Annotated in this window: 14 protein-coding genes; 8 read left to right on the forward strand and 6 right to left on the reverse strand. The window is 61.4% G+C overall.

The genetic code is table 11. The features are described from left to right. Positions 1 to 1252: 1252 nt before the first annotated feature. Entirely contained in the window at positions 1253 to 3661 is a 2409-nt protein-coding gene (locus tag FZF13_RS29135) for an autotransporter outer membrane beta-barrel domain-containing protein (RefSeq protein WP_206078114.1), read from the forward strand. A gap of 294 nt (positions 3662 to 3955) precedes the next feature. On the opposite strand, the gene FZF13_RS29565 is transcribed toward FZF13_RS29135, so the two are convergent. Then, complete coding sequence (locus tag FZF13_RS29565) at positions 3956 to 4210, reverse strand: LysE family transporter (protein WP_065997585.1); 255 nt, start codon at positions 4208 to 4210, stop codon at positions 3956 to 3958. Beyond that, entirely contained in the window at positions 4099 to 4416 is a 318-nt protein-coding gene (locus FZF13_RS28805) for a hypothetical protein (protein WP_171021029.1), read from the reverse strand. The genes FZF13_RS29565 and FZF13_RS28805 overlap by 112 nt, the downstream gene beginning before the upstream one ends. Before the next feature lie 297 nt (positions 4417 to 4713). On the opposite strand from FZF13_RS28805, the gene FZF13_RS04740 reads away from it, so the two are divergent. The 7 genes from FZF13_RS04740 to FZF13_RS29570 all read left to right on the forward strand — a co-directional run bounded on the left by FZF13_RS04740 (position 4714) and on the right by FZF13_RS29570 (position 12047). Next, positions 4714 to 5502 carry a COG4705 family protein gene (locus FZF13_RS04740; RefSeq protein ID WP_065997586.1) on the forward strand — a complete coding sequence of 263 codons (789 nt, stop codon included), beginning with the start codon at positions 4714 to 4716 and terminating at the stop codon, positions 5500 to 5502. A 164-nt stretch (positions 5503 to 5666) separates the two neighbouring features. Beyond that, positions 5667 to 6410, forward strand: a complete 744-nt coding sequence (locus tag FZF13_RS04745) for a tyrosine-protein phosphatase (RefSeq protein WP_065997587.1) — start codon at positions 5667 to 5669, stop codon at positions 6408 to 6410. Between the two features lie 49 nt (positions 6411 to 6459). Next, positions 6460 to 6720 carry a hypothetical protein gene (locus tag FZF13_RS04750; RefSeq protein ID WP_065997589.1) on the forward strand — a complete coding sequence of 87 codons (261 nt, stop codon included), beginning with the start codon at positions 6460 to 6462 and terminating at the stop codon, positions 6718 to 6720. 336 nt (positions 6721 to 7056) lie between these two features. Beyond that, entirely contained in the window at positions 7057 to 7599 is a 543-nt protein-coding gene (locus tag FZF13_RS04755; RefSeq protein ID WP_245317483.1) for a hypothetical protein, read from the forward strand. Position 7600: 1 nt separating this feature from the next. Then, the gene (locus FZF13_RS28810; protein ID WP_137901759.1) at positions 7601 to 9004 is read left to right on the forward strand and encodes an ABC transporter ATP-binding protein; all 1404 of its coding nucleotides are present in this window, start codon (positions 7601 to 7603) and stop codon (positions 9002 to 9004) included. Further along, positions 9001 to 11649: an ABC transporter permease gene (locus FZF13_RS04765; RefSeq protein WP_065997591.1), complete on the forward strand. Its 2649-nt coding sequence runs from the start codon at positions 9001 to 9003 to the stop codon at positions 11647 to 11649. Before FZF13_RS28810 ends, FZF13_RS04765 begins: the two co-directional genes overlap by 4 nt. 233 nt (positions 11650 to 11882) lie before the next feature. Further along, a complete protein-coding gene (locus tag FZF13_RS29570; RefSeq protein ID WP_395408239.1) occupies positions 11883 to 12047 on the forward strand; it encodes a hypothetical protein in 165 nt (54 codons plus the stop codon). 508 nt (positions 12048 to 12555) lie between these two features. Here FZF13_RS29570 and FZF13_RS04775 read toward each other — a convergent pair. The 4 genes from FZF13_RS04775 to FZF13_RS04790 form a co-directional block, all read right to left on the reverse strand. Then, positions 12556 to 13425: an ABC transporter permease gene (locus tag FZF13_RS04775; RefSeq protein WP_065997593.1), complete on the reverse strand. Its 870-nt coding sequence runs from the start codon at positions 13423 to 13425 to the stop codon at positions 12556 to 12558. 2 nt (positions 13426 to 13427) lie between these two features. Next, positions 13428 to 14297, reverse strand: coding sequence for an ABC transporter permease (locus tag FZF13_RS04780; RefSeq protein WP_065997594.1), 870 nt, complete (start codon positions 14295 to 14297; stop codon positions 13428 to 13430). Between the two features lie 3 nt (positions 14298 to 14300). Continuing rightward, positions 14301 to 15377, reverse strand: a complete 1077-nt coding sequence (locus FZF13_RS04785; RefSeq protein WP_065997596.1) for an ABC transporter ATP-binding protein — start codon at positions 15375 to 15377, stop codon at positions 14301 to 14303. A 70-nt stretch (positions 15378 to 15447) separates the two neighbouring features. Then, a complete protein-coding gene (locus FZF13_RS04790) occupies positions 15448 to 16527 on the reverse strand; it encodes an extracellular solute-binding protein (protein ID WP_065997597.1) in 1080 nt (359 codons plus the stop codon). Positions 16528 to 16533 lie beyond the last annotated feature (6 nt).

Consider the following 16533-nt stretch of genomic DNA (forward strand, 5'->3'; position numbering starts at 1 on the left):
CGCCGTCTCGATCATCCTCGGGACCAGCCGTACGGTGATCAACAGCGGCCTGATCAAAAGCAACGACAGCGGCTTTGCCACCGGCGTCGCGATTCAGAACGGCGTGCTCACCAACAATGCCGGCGGACAGATCCTCGGTGCCTATAATGGCGTCTGGGCCAACGGCTCGAGCGCCACCTCGATCACCAATGCCGGCCTGATTGAAGCTTCGAAAGCTCAGGGCGGCGGTTCGGCGATCGAGGTCGATGGCGGCGGAACCGTCGTCAACTCAGGCACCATCAGGTCCCTGACGAGCAATGGCGCCACGACGGATGCTGGCATAAGCTTCACCGGCGCGGGAACGATCACCAACAGCGGCACGATCGCGAGTGCCACCGGCGGCCTCGCGATCCGGTTCAAGGGCAGCGCCACGCACAACTTGACCTTGGACACGGGCTCGATCCTCGGGGGCAATGTCCAGGGCGGCACCGGTACGGACAGTCTCACCTTGCAAGGCACCAGCACTGAATCGGTCGCCAAGTTCCTCAGCTTCGAGAACCTGTCCATGCAAGGCTCCGACTGGACATTGACAGGAAACGGTACCTTCGCGACTGCGACGACCGTGCAAGCCGGCATCTTGCGCGTCAACGGCCAGCTGACCAGTCCGTCGGTTGCGGTCGCCTCGGGCGGGACGCTTACGGGCGCGGGTACCATCGTCGGTGCGGTGACGGTCGCTGACGGTGGAACGCTGTCGGGGCGCAATGGGCAGACGCTGACCATGAGTTCGCTTGCGCTGGACCGTGGCTCAATCGTGGCTGCGGCGCTGGGCGCGCCGGGGACGACAGGGTTGTTTAACATCACCGGCAACTTGACGCTCGCCGGCACACTCAACGTTACCAATGCGGGCGGCTATAGCTCCGGCGTCTATCGCCTGTTCGACTATGGCGGCACGCTGACCGACTACGGCCTTGCGGTCGGCTTCATTCCTGGCGGTACGAGGGGCATGGTGCAGACGGCCGTCGCCAACCAGGTCAATCTGGTGGTCAACCCAGGTGCGGTTCAGTTTTGGAACGGTACAACCACCGCGCCGACCGGCGCGATCGTCGGTGGCCCAGGCACATGGACGGCAGGGCCCCTGACTAACTGGACCGACGCCAACGGCTCTTACTCGGATCGCTGGGGCGGGCAGTTCGCTGTGTTTCAGGGAGCGCGTGGGGGCACGAACGGCCCGGTGCAAGTCGATGCCGGCGCTGGTGCTGTATCCGCGACGGGCATGCAGTTCATCGGTACGGGCTGGAGCGTGAGGGGCGACCCGATCACGTTGGCGGGCACGGGTGGTGCGACCGTGATCCGGGTGGGCGACGGATCGCCAGCGAGCGCAAGCGACGTGGCCAATATCGGCTCCGTGCTTACGGGCAGCAGCCGTTTGGTCAAGGACGATCTCGGCACGCTGATCCTGCAGGGCGCCAACGCCTATACCGGCGGCACCGTCATCAACGCCGGCACGCTGCAACTCGGCAGTGGCACCAGCGGCTCGATCGCTGGCAATGTCGCGAACAACGGCACGCTGGCATTCAACCGCTCGGATGCCGTCACCTTTGGTGGCGCCATCTCCGGAAACGGCTCCGTGCAGCAGAATGGTTCCGGCACCACCACGCTGACCGCCACCAACACCTATGCCGGCGGCACCGCCATCAACGCCGGCACGCTGCAACTCGGCAGTGGTGGCACCAGCGGCTCGATCGCTGGCAATGTCGCGAACAACGGCACGCTGGCATTCAACCGCTCGGATGCCGTCACCTTTGGTGGCGCCATCTCCGGAAGCGGCTCCGTGCAGGAGAATGGTTCCGGCACCACCACGCTGACTGCCACCAACACCTATGCCGGCGGCACCGTCATCAACGCCGGCACGCTGCAACTCGGCAGTGGTGGCACCAGCGGCTCGATCGCTGGCAATGTCGCGAACAACGGCACGCTGGCATTTAACCGCTCGGATGCCGTCACCTTTGGTGGCACCATCTCCGGAAACGGCTCCGTGCAGCAGAATGGTTCCGGCACCGCCATACTGACGGCCACCAACACCTATATCGGCGACACCGTCATCAACGCCGGCAGTTTGATCGTGAACGGCTCGATCGCGAATTCGAGCATGACGATCGTAAACGCTGGAGCGACGCTTGGCGGCGCCGGTACGGTCGGCGAAACAATGGTGAACGGCGGCGGCACGATCGCGCCAGGAAATTCGATCGGTACGCTCAACATCAGCGGCAACATCGCGTTCGCGAGGGGCTCGATCTATCAGGTCGAAGCCAACGCAGCGAGCCAGGCCGACAAGGTGGTCGCCACGGGAACGGCGACGATCAATGGCGGCACCGTCCAGGTGCTCGCGGGAGCCGGCAACTATGCGCCGGCTACGACATATACCATCCTGACCGCCAATGGCGGCCGGTCCGGTTCGTTCAGCAGCGTGACCTCGAACTTCGCCTTCCTCAATCCGTCGCTCACCTATGATCCTAACAACGTCTATCTGACGCTGACGCGCAACAGCATTGACTTCGCTGCAATCGGAGGCACGCGCAACCAGCGCGCGGCAGGCGGCGGGGTCGAGACGCTCGGCTGGGGCCATCCAATCTATAACGCGGTGCTGCAGCTTGACGCGTCGCCCGCGCGCGCTGCCTTCGATGCGGTGTCGGGTGAGATCCATGCTTCGGCCAAGACGGCGCTGATCGAGGATAGCCGCTTCGTGCGCAATGCCGCTATCGACCGGATACGCACCGCCTTCGACGCAGTAGGCGCAGTATCGACGCCGGTGATGGCCTATGCCGACGACAAATCCGTCCCGGCGCTCGCAACCGCTGATCGCCTTGCGGTCTGGGGCCAAGGCTTCGGCTCCTGGGGGCAGACTGACAGCGACGGCAACGCCGCCCGGGTATCACGCTCCACCGGGGGCTTCCTGATCGGTGGTGATGCTCTCGTCTTTGACAACTGGCGGCTCGGTCTTCTCGGCGGCTACAGCCGCACCGATTTCGACGTCAACGATCGCCGCTCGTCTGGCGTCAGCGACGATTATCATCTCGGCCTCTATGGCGGCACGCAGTGGGGGGCTCTCGCCTTCCGGACCGGTCTGGCCCATACGTGGCACGACATCTCGATCAATCGTAATGTCGCTTTCCCTGGTTTTGCAGACAGCGTGAGGAGCGACTACAAAGCCGGAACAACGCAGGTCTTCGGTGAACTCGGCTACGGGATCAAGGCCGGCCGGTTTGGCTTCGAGCCCTTCGCCAACCTTGCCTATGTCAACCTCCATACCGATGGCTTCCGGGAGAAGGGCGGCGCAGCGACGCTGTCGAGCGCTGGCACGACGACCGACACCACCTTCTCGACACTGGGTCTGCGGGCCTCGACCGATTTTGAGCTTGGCGGCATGATCGCAACGGCGAAAGGCACGCTCGGCTGGCGTCACGCCTTTGGCGACACCACGCCACTTGCGGCATTCGAATTCGCCGGTGGCAATGCCTTCACCATCGCCGGCGCGCCAATCGCCAGGGATGCAGCCGTGGTTGAGGCCGGGCTCGATCTTGCCATCGGCCCGGCCGCGGCTCTTGGCGTCTTCTACAGTGGTCAGTTCGCTTCTCGCGCCTCCGACCAGAGCATTCACGCTAACTTCAGTGTCAAGTTTTGATGGGGTTTTGAGCAGCACTAGATGGTGGGTGGATGCGCTCGACGAGCTACGCTCCGACCAACTGGCCAGCACATCGTGTTGGTGCAGGACGCGTCCGAAGGCCGGAAGCCCGCAGAAACGCACGCCTGAGGCACCGAGGAAGCCGAGTGCGGACCAGAGACGCAGGCTGTTGTCGTAGCTTGAGGAAAACACCCCGACGAGCAGCATGATCTTGATATAGACCAGTGGGTTCAGCCGGGTTGCGACCAGCATCGATACGACGGCCTGTCCGCGGGTTTCGCCACCATTTCGTGCTCATTTCGGCCGGCTCGCACTACCGGCGGACCTCAGTGCCTTGACCGCGCACCATAGGACGAAGGCGATACCTGCCGCCTGCATGACAGTCCGGATCGAAGGCATTATCTGCAAGAAAGCACCGACACCGGAGACACCGGCGATCACGATGAGGATCTCGGAAAGGTATCCGTCGCCGCCACCACGGCAGGATTCTTGTCCAATGCCGAGAGCGGCAATCGAGGAGGTGCAAAGAGAAGCTTTCTGGGTCGCCATAGGGGAACCTCGCCGCGTCGAGCTTCAATCCGTCGCGGGTCCGCGACGGATCTGCTTTCGGAAATCGCGCGGCAGCCTCCCTCAGACTTGACGTTGAAGTTTGCCTTGACGGAACGGTCGGAGACACCGGATTCGAACCGACCACCATAGGTGACGCCGAGCGTGGCGGCGGACGTCAGCGCGAAGTCGAGGCCAGCCTCGATCACGGCTGCATCCCTGGCGATTGGCGCGCCGCCGACGGTGAAGGCACGCTGCCGGTGGAGCCAGCAGAATAGCCGACCCATGTCGACGACCTGGTCTCGATCGAACCGCCAGGAGACTGACTGCGCTTTTTTGGCGGGACACGGCGGTAAGCGCCATCGGCCTACGCGATGGTAACATAGCCAGAAAGGGAAAGCTCATTCCTTCCTAATTGTCGCGCGTTACCGCTTGCTTGATCCGTTCGACCGCCAGCGCAAGCACTCCGGTGCGGAGAATACCGGAGCCGACACCAGAGGAAAGACATGCCCAACAACCACGACACTAAGGAAGCGACACTCCTCAATAAGGTCCCCGAGGTCACGATCTATTTCTGGATCATCAAGATCCTTGCAACGACCGTCGGCGAAACAGCGGCCGACCTTCTGGCTGTTCGACTTGACTGGGGTCTCACGATGACGTCCTGGATCATGAGCGGGGCATTCATCATCGCGCTGATCGCCCAGTTGCGAGCGAAGCGTTATATTCCAGTACCGTATTGGCTCACCGTTGTGCTCATCAGCGTTGTTGGCACTTTGATTTCGGACAACCTCGTCGATGGCATGGGGGTCAGTCTGGTGACGACCACGGTTGCATTTGCTGCTGCTCTCATTGCAGCATTCGCGCTTTGGTATCGCAGCGAGCGAACGCTTTCCATTCACACGATCATCACCCGCCGGCGGGAACTTTATTACTGGGCTGCGATCCTCTTCACCTTCGCGCTCGGCACCTCCGCAGGGGATCTCATGGCCGAGAAGTTCGACCTTGGCTATGGCCTGTCGGCGATCGTGTTCGCTGCGATGATCGCGGTCACTTACGCCACCTATCTGTTTGCCAACATCAGCCCGATTCTGGCGTTCTGGATCGCCTATATCCTGACCCGCCCGGTTGGCGCTTCGATCGGCGATTTCCTTGCCAAACCGGTCATCGCGGGTGGCTTGGGCTGGGGAACGATCAACACGAGTCTTCTCTTTCTCGGCGGCATCTTCGCGCTCGTTGCCTTCCTGACGGTTAGCAAAGTTGACCGCATCGAGAGCGCCCCGAGCGAGGCCTGACCCCTTAATCAGGGCCTGGAGACCGGAGCCGCTCCGATCCTATCTCTCGTCCGAGATGGCATTCGTTGGATCGACAAAGAGGAGAAGTCCATGGCGAGTGGCTGCGGCACCATGGGAGCGGCGAGAGCATGAGGCCGCTCCTTACATGGCCTCTTTGGCGGAAAATGCTCACGGTCTTTCTTGCCACTATCGGGATGATCGCTGCAGGAGCGGGCAGTTGGGCCGGCTATCTCCGCGTCACTGGTAACATTCACGAGGTCGAAGCCGGCAAGGTTTACAGATCCGGCCAATTATCGCCGTCGCAACTTGCTTCCCTTCTAAGGGAAAAGCGTATCCGGACCGTCCTCAATCTTCGCGGCGAGAAGCCAGGCCACTCCTGGTACGACGAAGAAATCCAAGTGACGCGGAAGGCGGGCGCTCGACACATCAGTCTGCCAATGTCTGCCAACGTCGAACCGAACGAGGCTCTACTGACCTCGCTCATCGAAGCGCTCGCCTCGTCCGAACAACCGATACTGATCCACTGCGAGGGGGGAGCTGATCGATCGGGCCTTGCATCCGCGCTCTATGCGTTTCTAAAGGGCGGAAAATCCGCCGACGAGGCCAACGGGCACCTTTCGTTCCGCTATGGGCATTTTCCGTGGCTGACCAGTCGAACCGAAGCAATGGATCGGACATTCTGGCGTGTTGTGAGTGACTGGGGCCGTAGACCAGCCGCGGCTCTGAAAACGCCGTTGAGTTCAGGGCCAAAAAGCAACAACGAGGGCGACGCCCTCTCGTCGTTCGGCGGCATCATCGCGCTCGTTCTCTTCCCGCCAGCCAACAAAGTCAACCGGATCGAGAACGCCTCGCCCCCGGGTCTAATCACGCCAATCGGGGCTGGGAGACCGGCGCCACTCCAGCCCTGAAGCTCATACGAGCATCACACTCCATTGGCCCAGAAACAGGAGAAACTCCATGACTTATCCGATGTTCAAGGCTTTGCTGCTGACCGCCGCGATCGGAATTGCCGCTACCACTGCGGCGCGGGCTGACTGCGAAGCCGACCTCATTCAACTCGAAAAGGCGTTTGCGACGCCGAACCTGACAGCGCCCGCCAAGACCGCTCTGGAAGAAGCGAAGGTCAAAGCCCTGGCCGCACTCAAGAAGGACGACGATAAAACCTGCAACACCGCAATCACCGATGGTCTGAGCAAGGCAGGCATCAAGACGAAATAAACCTGAACGCCTCGAAGGCAGTTCGTGGACCGAGATCGCGCGGCGCAGGACTTTTCCATCCTTAGCGCAAGCGGTCTCGGTTTGGCTAGCGATGGCCTACGCAGTCAAGCAACCGATCCCCAATCCGTCTGCGCGACCTTGCTACGGACCTGACCGAAAGGGTCTACAGCTTTCCTTTTTGACGTCCTCAGGCAAACGCAAGAGCCGAGAGGCGACCTCATTCCGTACTCATTTTCGCGGGTTAGCGCTTCTGCATCGCACAAATCGTTCCGCGACGAACGGGAGATAACCATGACATCTCTACCACTGACCAGGCGGAGCCTGCACGCGATTGGGTTGGCGCTGATCATCGCACCGGTTCTGGGAATGGCCCTTCCGGCCGCGGCGCAGGAAAAAGCTGTGGCGCCGGAAATCAATCCACCTGGCGACATCCCGGACAATCAACAATTCATTACTTTCGAGGCAGCGCAGGGCGTCGCCATGAAGGTGCCGGAGGGCTGGGCCCGCACCGACACGAAAGACGGTGCGACCTTCGCGGACAAATACGGCCGCATCGAACTCAGCATCCAACAATCGGCCTCGGCGATCACGGTTGACACTCTACGTGCGCAGCAGGTTGCCGATCTGGAAAGAAACGGCCGGGCGGTCAAGGTTCTCAAGATCGAGCAGGTGAAGCTGCCTGCGGGCCCAGCGGTCAAAGTGGTCTTCACATCGAATTCGAACCCGAACCCGGTGACGAACAAGCAGATTCGCCTTGAGAGCGAGCGCTTCTACATGCAGCGCAACGGCAAGCTCGCCGAACTTACCTTTTCGGCGCCGGCGGGCGCCGACAATGTCGATCAGTGGGTTTTGATGAGCAAATCGTTCCGGTGGAAGTGACATGACGCTGCTCGTAGCGGATGATCTCTACCGCTTCTTTCATGTGGATGGAGCTGAAGTTCGGGCTCTGCGCGGCGCTAGCCTTCTCGTCGGCCGCGGCGAGACAGTTGCTCTGGTTGGCGCATCCGGAAGCGGTAAGTCGACTCTGATGGCCTGCATCGCCGGTCTCGACGATCCCGACGGCGGTCTGGTCACGATCGACGGCGTGCGGATGACGCGCCGCCCCGAAGACGAACGGGCCGCGCTGCGGGCGCACTCAATCGGCTATCTGGCTCAGTCGCGCAACCTGTTCAGTCATCTGAGCGTCTCCGAGAATATCCGCCTGCAACTGAAACTCGGAGGCGCCAGTCATGTTGAAGAGCGGATCGACGAACTTCTGGCTCTTGTAGGTTTGTCAAATCACCGCGATGCGCCGCCACAAACGCTGTCGGGCGGCGAGGCCGCGCGCGCCGGGCTTGCCGTCGCTCTCGCCAACGATCCGATTCTGTTGCTGGCGGACGAGCCGACGGCGGAAGTCGATGAGGAAACGGAACGCATGATTCTCGATGCGCTCGAACAGCGCCGTCGCGATGGCGCCGCCGCCTTGATCGCCACACACAGCCGAACGATCGCAGCCCGCGCGAGCCGGATCGTCGGAATTGTGGATGGGCGAATTGTCGCGAAGGAGCCATCCGTGAGTACGAAGGGGTCTCGTCAGACCGAGCCGACGAGCGAGAAACAACGCGACGGCCGGATCATACTTTCAGCGCACGACCTCTCGCGCAAGTTCACGTCGGGGAGACGAAGCGTTGCGGCGGTCACCTCCATCGATTTCAACATTCGAGGGGGGCAACGCATAGCGCTGGTGGGGCGATCTGGCAGCGGCAAGTCAACATTGCTGAGCCTCATGGCAGGTCTAATCGACCCGGACCGTTCCGGATCGATCGAATGGTCCGGATTCGACGAAACGCGCCCTTTGCAGCCACATCAGATCGGCATGGTCTTTCAATCTCCGTCGCTCCTGCCGACGTTGAACGTAATCGAGAATGTTCGCCTCCCGATCGAGTTGATCGGTGGCGATGCGTCTGATTGTTTCGATCCGATGCAGGCCTTGCGGTGTCTGTCGATCGCCGAACTCGCCGAAAAGCTGCCAGACCAGCTTTCGGGCGGGCAGATGCAACGAGTCGCCATCGCCCGTGCGCTTGTCACACGCCCCAAATTGCTGTTGGCCGACGAACCGACCGGCCAGCTTGATCAGGCGACCGCGCATGACGTGGTTGTCGCTTTGCTGACTGCGGTCGCCTCAACCGGAGCGGCACTCGTTGTAGCGACGCATGATTGGATCGTCGCCGAGAAGATGGACGAACAGTGGGCGATTGATCGCGGCCGCCTCGTGGCGCGCGCCAACGACCGAGGTGCGATATGATGGCGCTTTGGCTGAAGGGCATTGTCGCCACGCGCTGGCGCCATTTGATGGCTGTCGGGGCTGGAATCATGTGCGCCACCGCGCTCATTGGCCTGATCGGCGTGTTTGGCCTGTCCAGTGCAGGGACGATGACCCGGCGCGCAATCTCCGCCGTTCCCGTCGACTGGCAGGTCGCCCTCGCGCCGGGAGCCACCCCTATGGAATTGACGAAGAAGCTACGCGATAGCGCGCCAGTCCGCGCGGTGGCCACGGTTGGCTATGCCGACGCCACGGCGTTGAGCCTCAACACCGGCGACACGACACAAACCACGGGATCAGGCCAGATTGTCGGTTTGTCGCCAGACTATCAGTCGCTGTTCCCCGGGCAGATTCGCCTCTTGCTGGGCGGGACCAGCGGCGCGCTACTCGCTCAGCAGACAGCGGCCAATTTGCATGCGACTGTGGGTAGTGTCGTCACTGTCACGCCGGTCGGTGCCGCTCCGTTCGACGTTACCGTAGCCGGCATCGTCGATCTTCCGAACGCCGATGCGTTGTTTCAGATCATCGGCCCGCAGCGGGGAGCGTCTCCGGTCGCTCCTCCAGACAATGTCCTCATCCTCTCCGAAGCCGACTGGCGGACGCATTTCGGCGAGGCAACCCATCGGCCGGCCGGCGGCGCCCGGTTTCAGCTTCACGTCGGCCTTGACCACAACCCGCTGCCCTCCGCGCCCGAAGTCGCGTTTTCGACGACGACCGGCATGGCGAAGAATTTTGAAGTGCGCGCGGCCGGCGAAGCCATTGTCGGCGACAACATTTCCGCGCGTTTGGATGCCGTGCGGCAGGATGCGTTGTTCGCGCGCATTCTGCTCCTGTTCCTTGGGTTGCCGGGAGCGATATTGGGGATCCTTCTGGCGATCTCGGTGGTGCGCTCCGACGCAGCCCGTCGCCGTCAGGAATTTGCACTGTTGTCATTGCGGGGCGCGAGCGCAACGCAGATCATGTCGCTGGTGATGGCAGAGGCACTGACCTTGTCGCTGTTGGCGGTGTCCTTCGGCGTCGCAGCATCCACCGTGCTGGCGCGATCCGCATTGCATGCCGATGTCACGTCATATGATGCGATGGTTTGGCTCGCCGCGACTGCACTTGGGGGCGTCATCGTATCCTGTCTTGCCGTCATCGTTCCTGTGAGGGCTGATTTTCGACAGTCGACCGTTTCGGCGCGACGGATGTGGCTCTCTCGTGAAAGAGTGGCCGGGTGGGAGCGTGGCAAAGTCGACATTGTCTTCCTGGTGCTAGCGGCGCTGACCCATTGGCGCTCGGCCTCCACGGGGTATCAGCTCGTCTTGGCGCCGGAAGGCGTCGCCTCTACGGCCGTTGACTATACCGCCTTTCTTGCGCCGCTTCTTTTCTGGCTCGGCGCGGGCCTTCTGACGATACGGCTCGGTCGCCTACTGTTGCGATCTTCAGGCTCTTTGCTGCCGCCAATGCTGTCTCCGCTGTCCGGTCGCCTGGCGACGTTGGTTGGTTCAGCCCTCATCAGGCAGCGGAGCCGGCTTGCCTCCGGTATGGCGCTGGTTGCGGTAGCCGCTTCATTTGCCGTGGCGACGACGGTCTTCAATTCGACCTATCATATGCAGCAACTTGTAGACGCGAGGTTGACGACGGGCGCCGATGTGGCTGTGACCGGATCGGCAACGATGCCCGCGGGGACGGCGTTGAACCGCATAGCGGTCGTTGAGGGCGTCCTTGCGGCGGAGCCGATGCAGCATCGTTTTGCCTACGTTGGAAAGGATCTCCAGGATCTGTTCGGCATCGATCCCGTCAGAATCACAAACGCGACCGATATCGTCGACGGATACTTCACCAATATCGGCGCGCGCGAGGCGCTGGCGCGGCTAGCGCGCCAGCCCGACGGCATCCTCGTGTCACAGGAGACGGTCAACGATTTTCAACTCGCTATCGGGGATTTGCTCAATCTGCGTATGCGTGCGGCGGACGGCTCGGAAAAAACGGTCGCGTTTCATCTCGTGGGCGTCGTCAAGGAATTTCCGACTGCGCCGCGTGACAGCTTTCTGGTCGCCAACGCCAGCTACGTCGCAGCACAAACGGGTGCAGGCCAAGCGGAAACCGTCTTGATCAGAGCCGGCGGCTCCATGGCCGCCCTGGCTCAGCGCGTTCGGGACGCGCTGGGGCCGTCCTCGCAGCTCAAGGTCACGGACGTCTCTCAGGCTGCTCATCTCATTGGGTCGAGTCTGACTGCTGTGGATTTGGCTGCTATCGGATCGGTGGAGCGTGGCTTCGCTGTGCTGTTCGTGGCGATGGCGACCGGGCTCATTCTCTGGCTCGGACAGTCCGAACGGGCGAGGTCGAACGCGATCTTGCTTTCCCTCGGCGCGTCCCGCCGAGAGGTTCGCTCCTTTATCTGGAGCGAAGCGCTGATCGTCGCCGGTATCGGCCTTCTGGCGGGCACGCTCATCGGCCTCATCGATGCCTGGATGCTCGTGAGACTGCTGAGCGGGGTCTTCGATCCACCGCCCGATTATCTGAACCTCCCGTGGATGTCCCTGAGTTTCATACTCATAGGCGCGATCGCCGCGATCATACTTTCTGTCTTGGCTCAAAGCGCCTGGACAAGAGACGAGACAGCCCAGGAATTACGAGGGTAAGCGAACATCGCTGGGAAAACCGCGCATAAAACAGAAATGCGACATTTGCGCTATTTCGGGCACTATGGAGGCGCTTTCCTTACCCAAGCTGGGAAGGAGTTCATGCGGCATGTGCGGGAGGTGTTTCGGCAAATCGGCCATCGTGCGAAGGATGTGGCCGCGATCCGTCGCTCTGAAGACGGTCCGTCCAGATCGGAATCTTCTCTTCGCTCACCTCGGGTTTCCTCGCGAACTTGCTGCGCGCTTACGACAAACATCGCGCGCAGATTCGCATCGGGCTTTTCGATGGCGACCCTACGCATCATGTCTCTGCAATTCGGCAGTCTCGCCTAGACCTCGTTATCCGGTACTTGTCCATCGAGTTTGGTGACAAGCACCACCATCTCGATCCTGTTTAGGCGACTTTAGGCGAACAAACAGCAAATATCCGCAGTCCGAAAATTCTTGCATATTTCTGACGTGGCCACGGTCGAATCCGATACCGATATTCACTCACGCGTACTCGCACGGATCAATTGCAAACCCGACGCCCGGATGCACCACATGTCCTTGCGCCACAGCTTGAGATCGTTCTCGGCCAGGCGCCGTCGCACGGTCTCGCCCGACAGTTGCTCAACCTCCGCTTTATGTTGCCGAGCTGAATGAATGTGGAAACAGCAGCTATTTCAGTTGCCACGGTTACCCGCCGTCGAACAGGTCGAGCCGGCGATGCCGGCAGTACAGGAGCGATCCACAGCCATGAATCCGGCCTAGAACTGCCCGTGGCCGGAAACGACCTACCCCGTCATTCCATCCGGCCTTGTTCGAAGCACGAGCCATCGTGAAGTGCTGGCGGCGGACCGCTCATCAGGCACGCTTCGAAGCAAGGTCCGCGGCGCCGAGAAAGAAGGCCTGCTCCGGTCCTGTTCAGGAACTGGCCGGTTCCTTACCCCGCTGGGCGACAACACTGAGCAAAGCCAGCAGGCCCGAGACAATCATCAGGAAAAGCGACACGGCATTCAGCACCGGCGTCGAACCGGCCTTCACCATGCGATCATACATGGTGATCGTCAGTGGCGAGTCGGATCCCACAAGCATGAGTGTCGTGTTGAAGTTCTCGAACGACACCAGGAACGCCACCACGAAGGCGGAGAATAGTGCCGGCAGCAGATAGGGCAGCGTCACCGTCGCCAGCACGCGCACACGCGACGCGCCAAGATTCAAGGCGGCTTCCTCCAGCGCCACGTCGAACTTGCGCAAGCGCGCCGCGATCACCAACGAGGTAATGGTCACCAGGAAGGAGAACTGCCCAAGCACGACAAGGAGAGTGCCGGGCCGCAGGAAATCCATGTCCCAGCCTGTCGAGTCTTCCACGCCGTTCGCGATCGCGCTGGCAAAGACCAGGATCGAAATGCCAAGGATGACGCCGGGAATGACCAGCGGCACGATCATCAGCACGTAGAGCAGGCTCTTACCGGGGAAATGCTTGCGCTCGAACAGGAACGCATTGCAGGTGCCGGCCGCCACGGAAAGTATCGAGACGATGATGCCGATATAGAGGGAGTTCCACAGGCCCTCCATCAAGCGCCGATCGTTGAACATGCCAAGCTTGGGTTCGGTGGTGCCGAAAAACCAATCGAGCGTGAAGCCCTTCCAGGGCAGCGCCGGAAACAGCGAATCGTTGAAGGCGAATACCCCCGCTGCCACGAGCGGTGCGGCAAGGTAGAGGAAGAAGGCAAGCATATAGCAGCCGTAAACCATGCGAAGGAAGGTCGACTGCGGAGCGGCGACGTTCATGGCTAGTCCTTCGCCACGGTGGAGGCCAGACTCTGGCCGGTGAGACGCAGACCGAGCCAAACCACGAGCGAGGTGAAGGCCAGCAGCAGCACGCCGAAGGTGGCGCCCGACTCCCAATTGTAGCGGGTGACGAACTGTTCATAGATCTGCTCGGTGAACCACATGCTGTTCTTGCCGCCGAGCAGGATCGGCGTCAGGTAGCTGCCAGCGGTGAGCATGAAGACGATGATGCAGCCGGCAACGATGCCGGGCATTGCATAGGGAACGACGATGCGCCGGAACACCGTGAAACGACTGCCACCCAGATTGTAGCCCGCCTCGATCATCGCATCGTCCATGCCGTCGAGCGTCGAGACAAGCGGCACGATCATGAACAGCACGACGGTGTAGACGAGGCCGATCACCACTGTCAGGTCACTGTACAAGAGTTCGACAGGGCCATTGATCAGCCCGATCCACTGCAGAAAACCCGAGATCAAGCCGGTTTCGCGCAGCAGCACGATCCAGCCGAAGGCGCGGACGAGATCGCTGACCCAGAGCGGGATGAGACACATCAGGAACAGCGCGGCGCGCGAACGCTGGCGGGCGATCTTGGCGATGTAGTAGGCGACCGGAAAGCCAACGAAGAGCGCAAGGATCGTCACCAGGATCGACATCCACGCCGTGCGCAGCAGCGTGTTCCAGTAGATGGGTTCGCGGATGAAATCGACGTAGTTGGCAAAACCGAACGTGTACTCGCCAGGCCCCAGTTTCTCGCGCAGCGACAGATAGCCGATGCCGATCTGCGGCAGCAGGATCAGCAAGACCAGCCATAAGGCAAAGGGCGTGAACAGCAGGATCAGCGACAGTTTGCCGGCGTCGGAGCGGGCCATGATCTATCCCGCCACGACAAAGCACAGGGCATGCTTGCGCGCCCAGGAGATCTCGGTGCTGTCGCCGGGCTTGATGGCGGATGCCCCCTCCGTCGCGACGTGGCCGACCTCTACCAGATTGCCGCCGCCGATCCGCACCAGGACGCGGCTGCTGGCGCCGTTGAACAGCAAGCTGTCGACCGTACCGGTCATGACGTTGGCGTCCTTGGTCGCGCCGAGCGAAATCACTTCTGGCCGCACGAAGACCTCGACATTGGCCCCCGCCCTCACATTGCCATCCCCGACCGCGGCGATGACTACCCCGCCACTTTGGAGTTCCACGCGCGCCTCGCCCCTCTCGACGGCGGTCACACGACCCTGCCATCGGTTGCTGTCGCCGACGAAGCCGGCAACGAAACCGGTCCTGGGATTGTTGTAGAGCTCCTGCGGTGAACCGATCTGCTCGAAACGGCCGGCATTCATGACGGCGACGTTGTCGGACATGACCAGCGCTTCGGACTGGTCGTGCGTGATGTAGAGGAAAGTGGTGCCGAACTGATGCTGCAGGAGCTTCAGCTCGATCTTCATGCGTTCGCGCAACTTCAGATCAAGAGCGCCGAGGGGTTCGTCGAGCAGCAGGACGTCCGGCTCGAGCACCATGCAGCGCGCGATGGCGATGCGTTGCTTCTGGCCCCCGGACAATTGCGACACCTGTTTTCCGGCGACACCTGGCAGGCCGACGCGATCAAGAACGGCGGCCACCTTGCGGCCGATATCGGCCTTGCTTTCACCCCGGCAGCGCAGGCCATAGGCGATGTTCTCGCCGACATTCATCATCGGGAACAGGGCCAGGTGCTGGAACACCATCTTGACGCTGCGCTTGTTGGGCGGTGTCGAGACGACCGAGGCGCCCTTGATGCGGATGTCGCCGCTGGAAGGCGACTCGAAGCCGGCTATCATGCGCATCAAGGTCGTCTTGCCGCAGCCCGACGGGCCGAGGATCGAGAAGAATGAACCGCGCGGCACGTCGAAGGAAACGCCGTTGACCGCAACAAAGGGACCAAACCGCTTGATAAGGTCCTGGCACTGAAGATCATGCATAAGGGGTTCGCCAAGAAAGCCGATGCTGCCGGTCCGCAGGGATAACATCGCGGACCGGCAGTTGATTGGATCAGTTCGAAGTCGCGGCCTTGATACGCTCCAGCGCCTTGCCTTCCATATCTTCCAGGCCCGGCGGGATATTGGCGAAGAATTTCAGATTGGCCATGGCCTTGTCGTCGAACGCGACTTTGACCGCCGCCTTCTTGTCGTCCGGCAGCAGATCGACGCCGCCCTTGACCGCCGAGATGGCGCCGGTGGAGTCCGACATCAGCTTGACGATGTCGGGACGCAGCACAAAGTTGATCCATTTATAGGCGGCATCGTCAGCCTTACCCTTGCGCGGAATGGCAAACGTGTCGATCCAGGCCAATGCGCCGGTAGCCGGCGGGACGTAGACCAAGTTCTTGTTCTGCCCGTACAGCTTGAAGGCCGTCGAATCCCAGGTTTCGGACGCGATCACCTCGCCCGAGAGCAACAGAGTGGAGAGATCATCGCCGCCGTTCCAGTAGGTCTTCACATTGCTCTTGCAGGCGATCAGCTTGTCGGTCACCTCATCGAGCATCTTCTGGTAGCCTGCCTTGTCGGCATAGAGCGCGAACGGGTCCTTGCCCAGGGAGAAGGCGGTGCCGAGCAGGATGGTGCGCTTCAGGCGCATCGAGGTGCGGCCCTTGTATTGCGGATCGCACAGATCGCCCCAGCCCTTGACGTTCGGCGCCTTGCTGATGTCGGCAATCAGGCCGGACGTGCCCCACTGATGCGGCACGGCGTAGACCTTGCCGTCGATGGTGGTATTGGCCTTGACCGCTTCGAGAAGGTTGTCCTGCATCGTCGCCGTATTGATCTTCGTCAGATCCATCGGCTTGTAGATGTCGTATTCCTTCTGCGCGGCGAGGATGCGGTCGTGGCTCGGCTGCGCGAGGTCGAAACCAGCACCGCCGGTGGCGCGCAGCTTGGCGATGATTTCTTCATTGTTGGAGAGTGTCACCTCGACGTTGATATCGGGGTTTTCCTTCTCGAAAAGCTGCACGACATTGTCAGGTGCATAGCCACCCCAGGTCAAAAGCCGCAGCTTCTCGGCATGGGCCGCGCCCGAGATCGTCATCAGCGCCGCGGCGCCGATCAACCCTGCCGCCAGTTTCCTCAAAATCATTGATTT

Source organism: Mesorhizobium terrae, from assembly GCF_008727715.1.
Taxonomy (GTDB): domain Bacteria; phylum Pseudomonadota; class Alphaproteobacteria; order Rhizobiales; family Rhizobiaceae; genus Mesorhizobium; species Mesorhizobium terrae.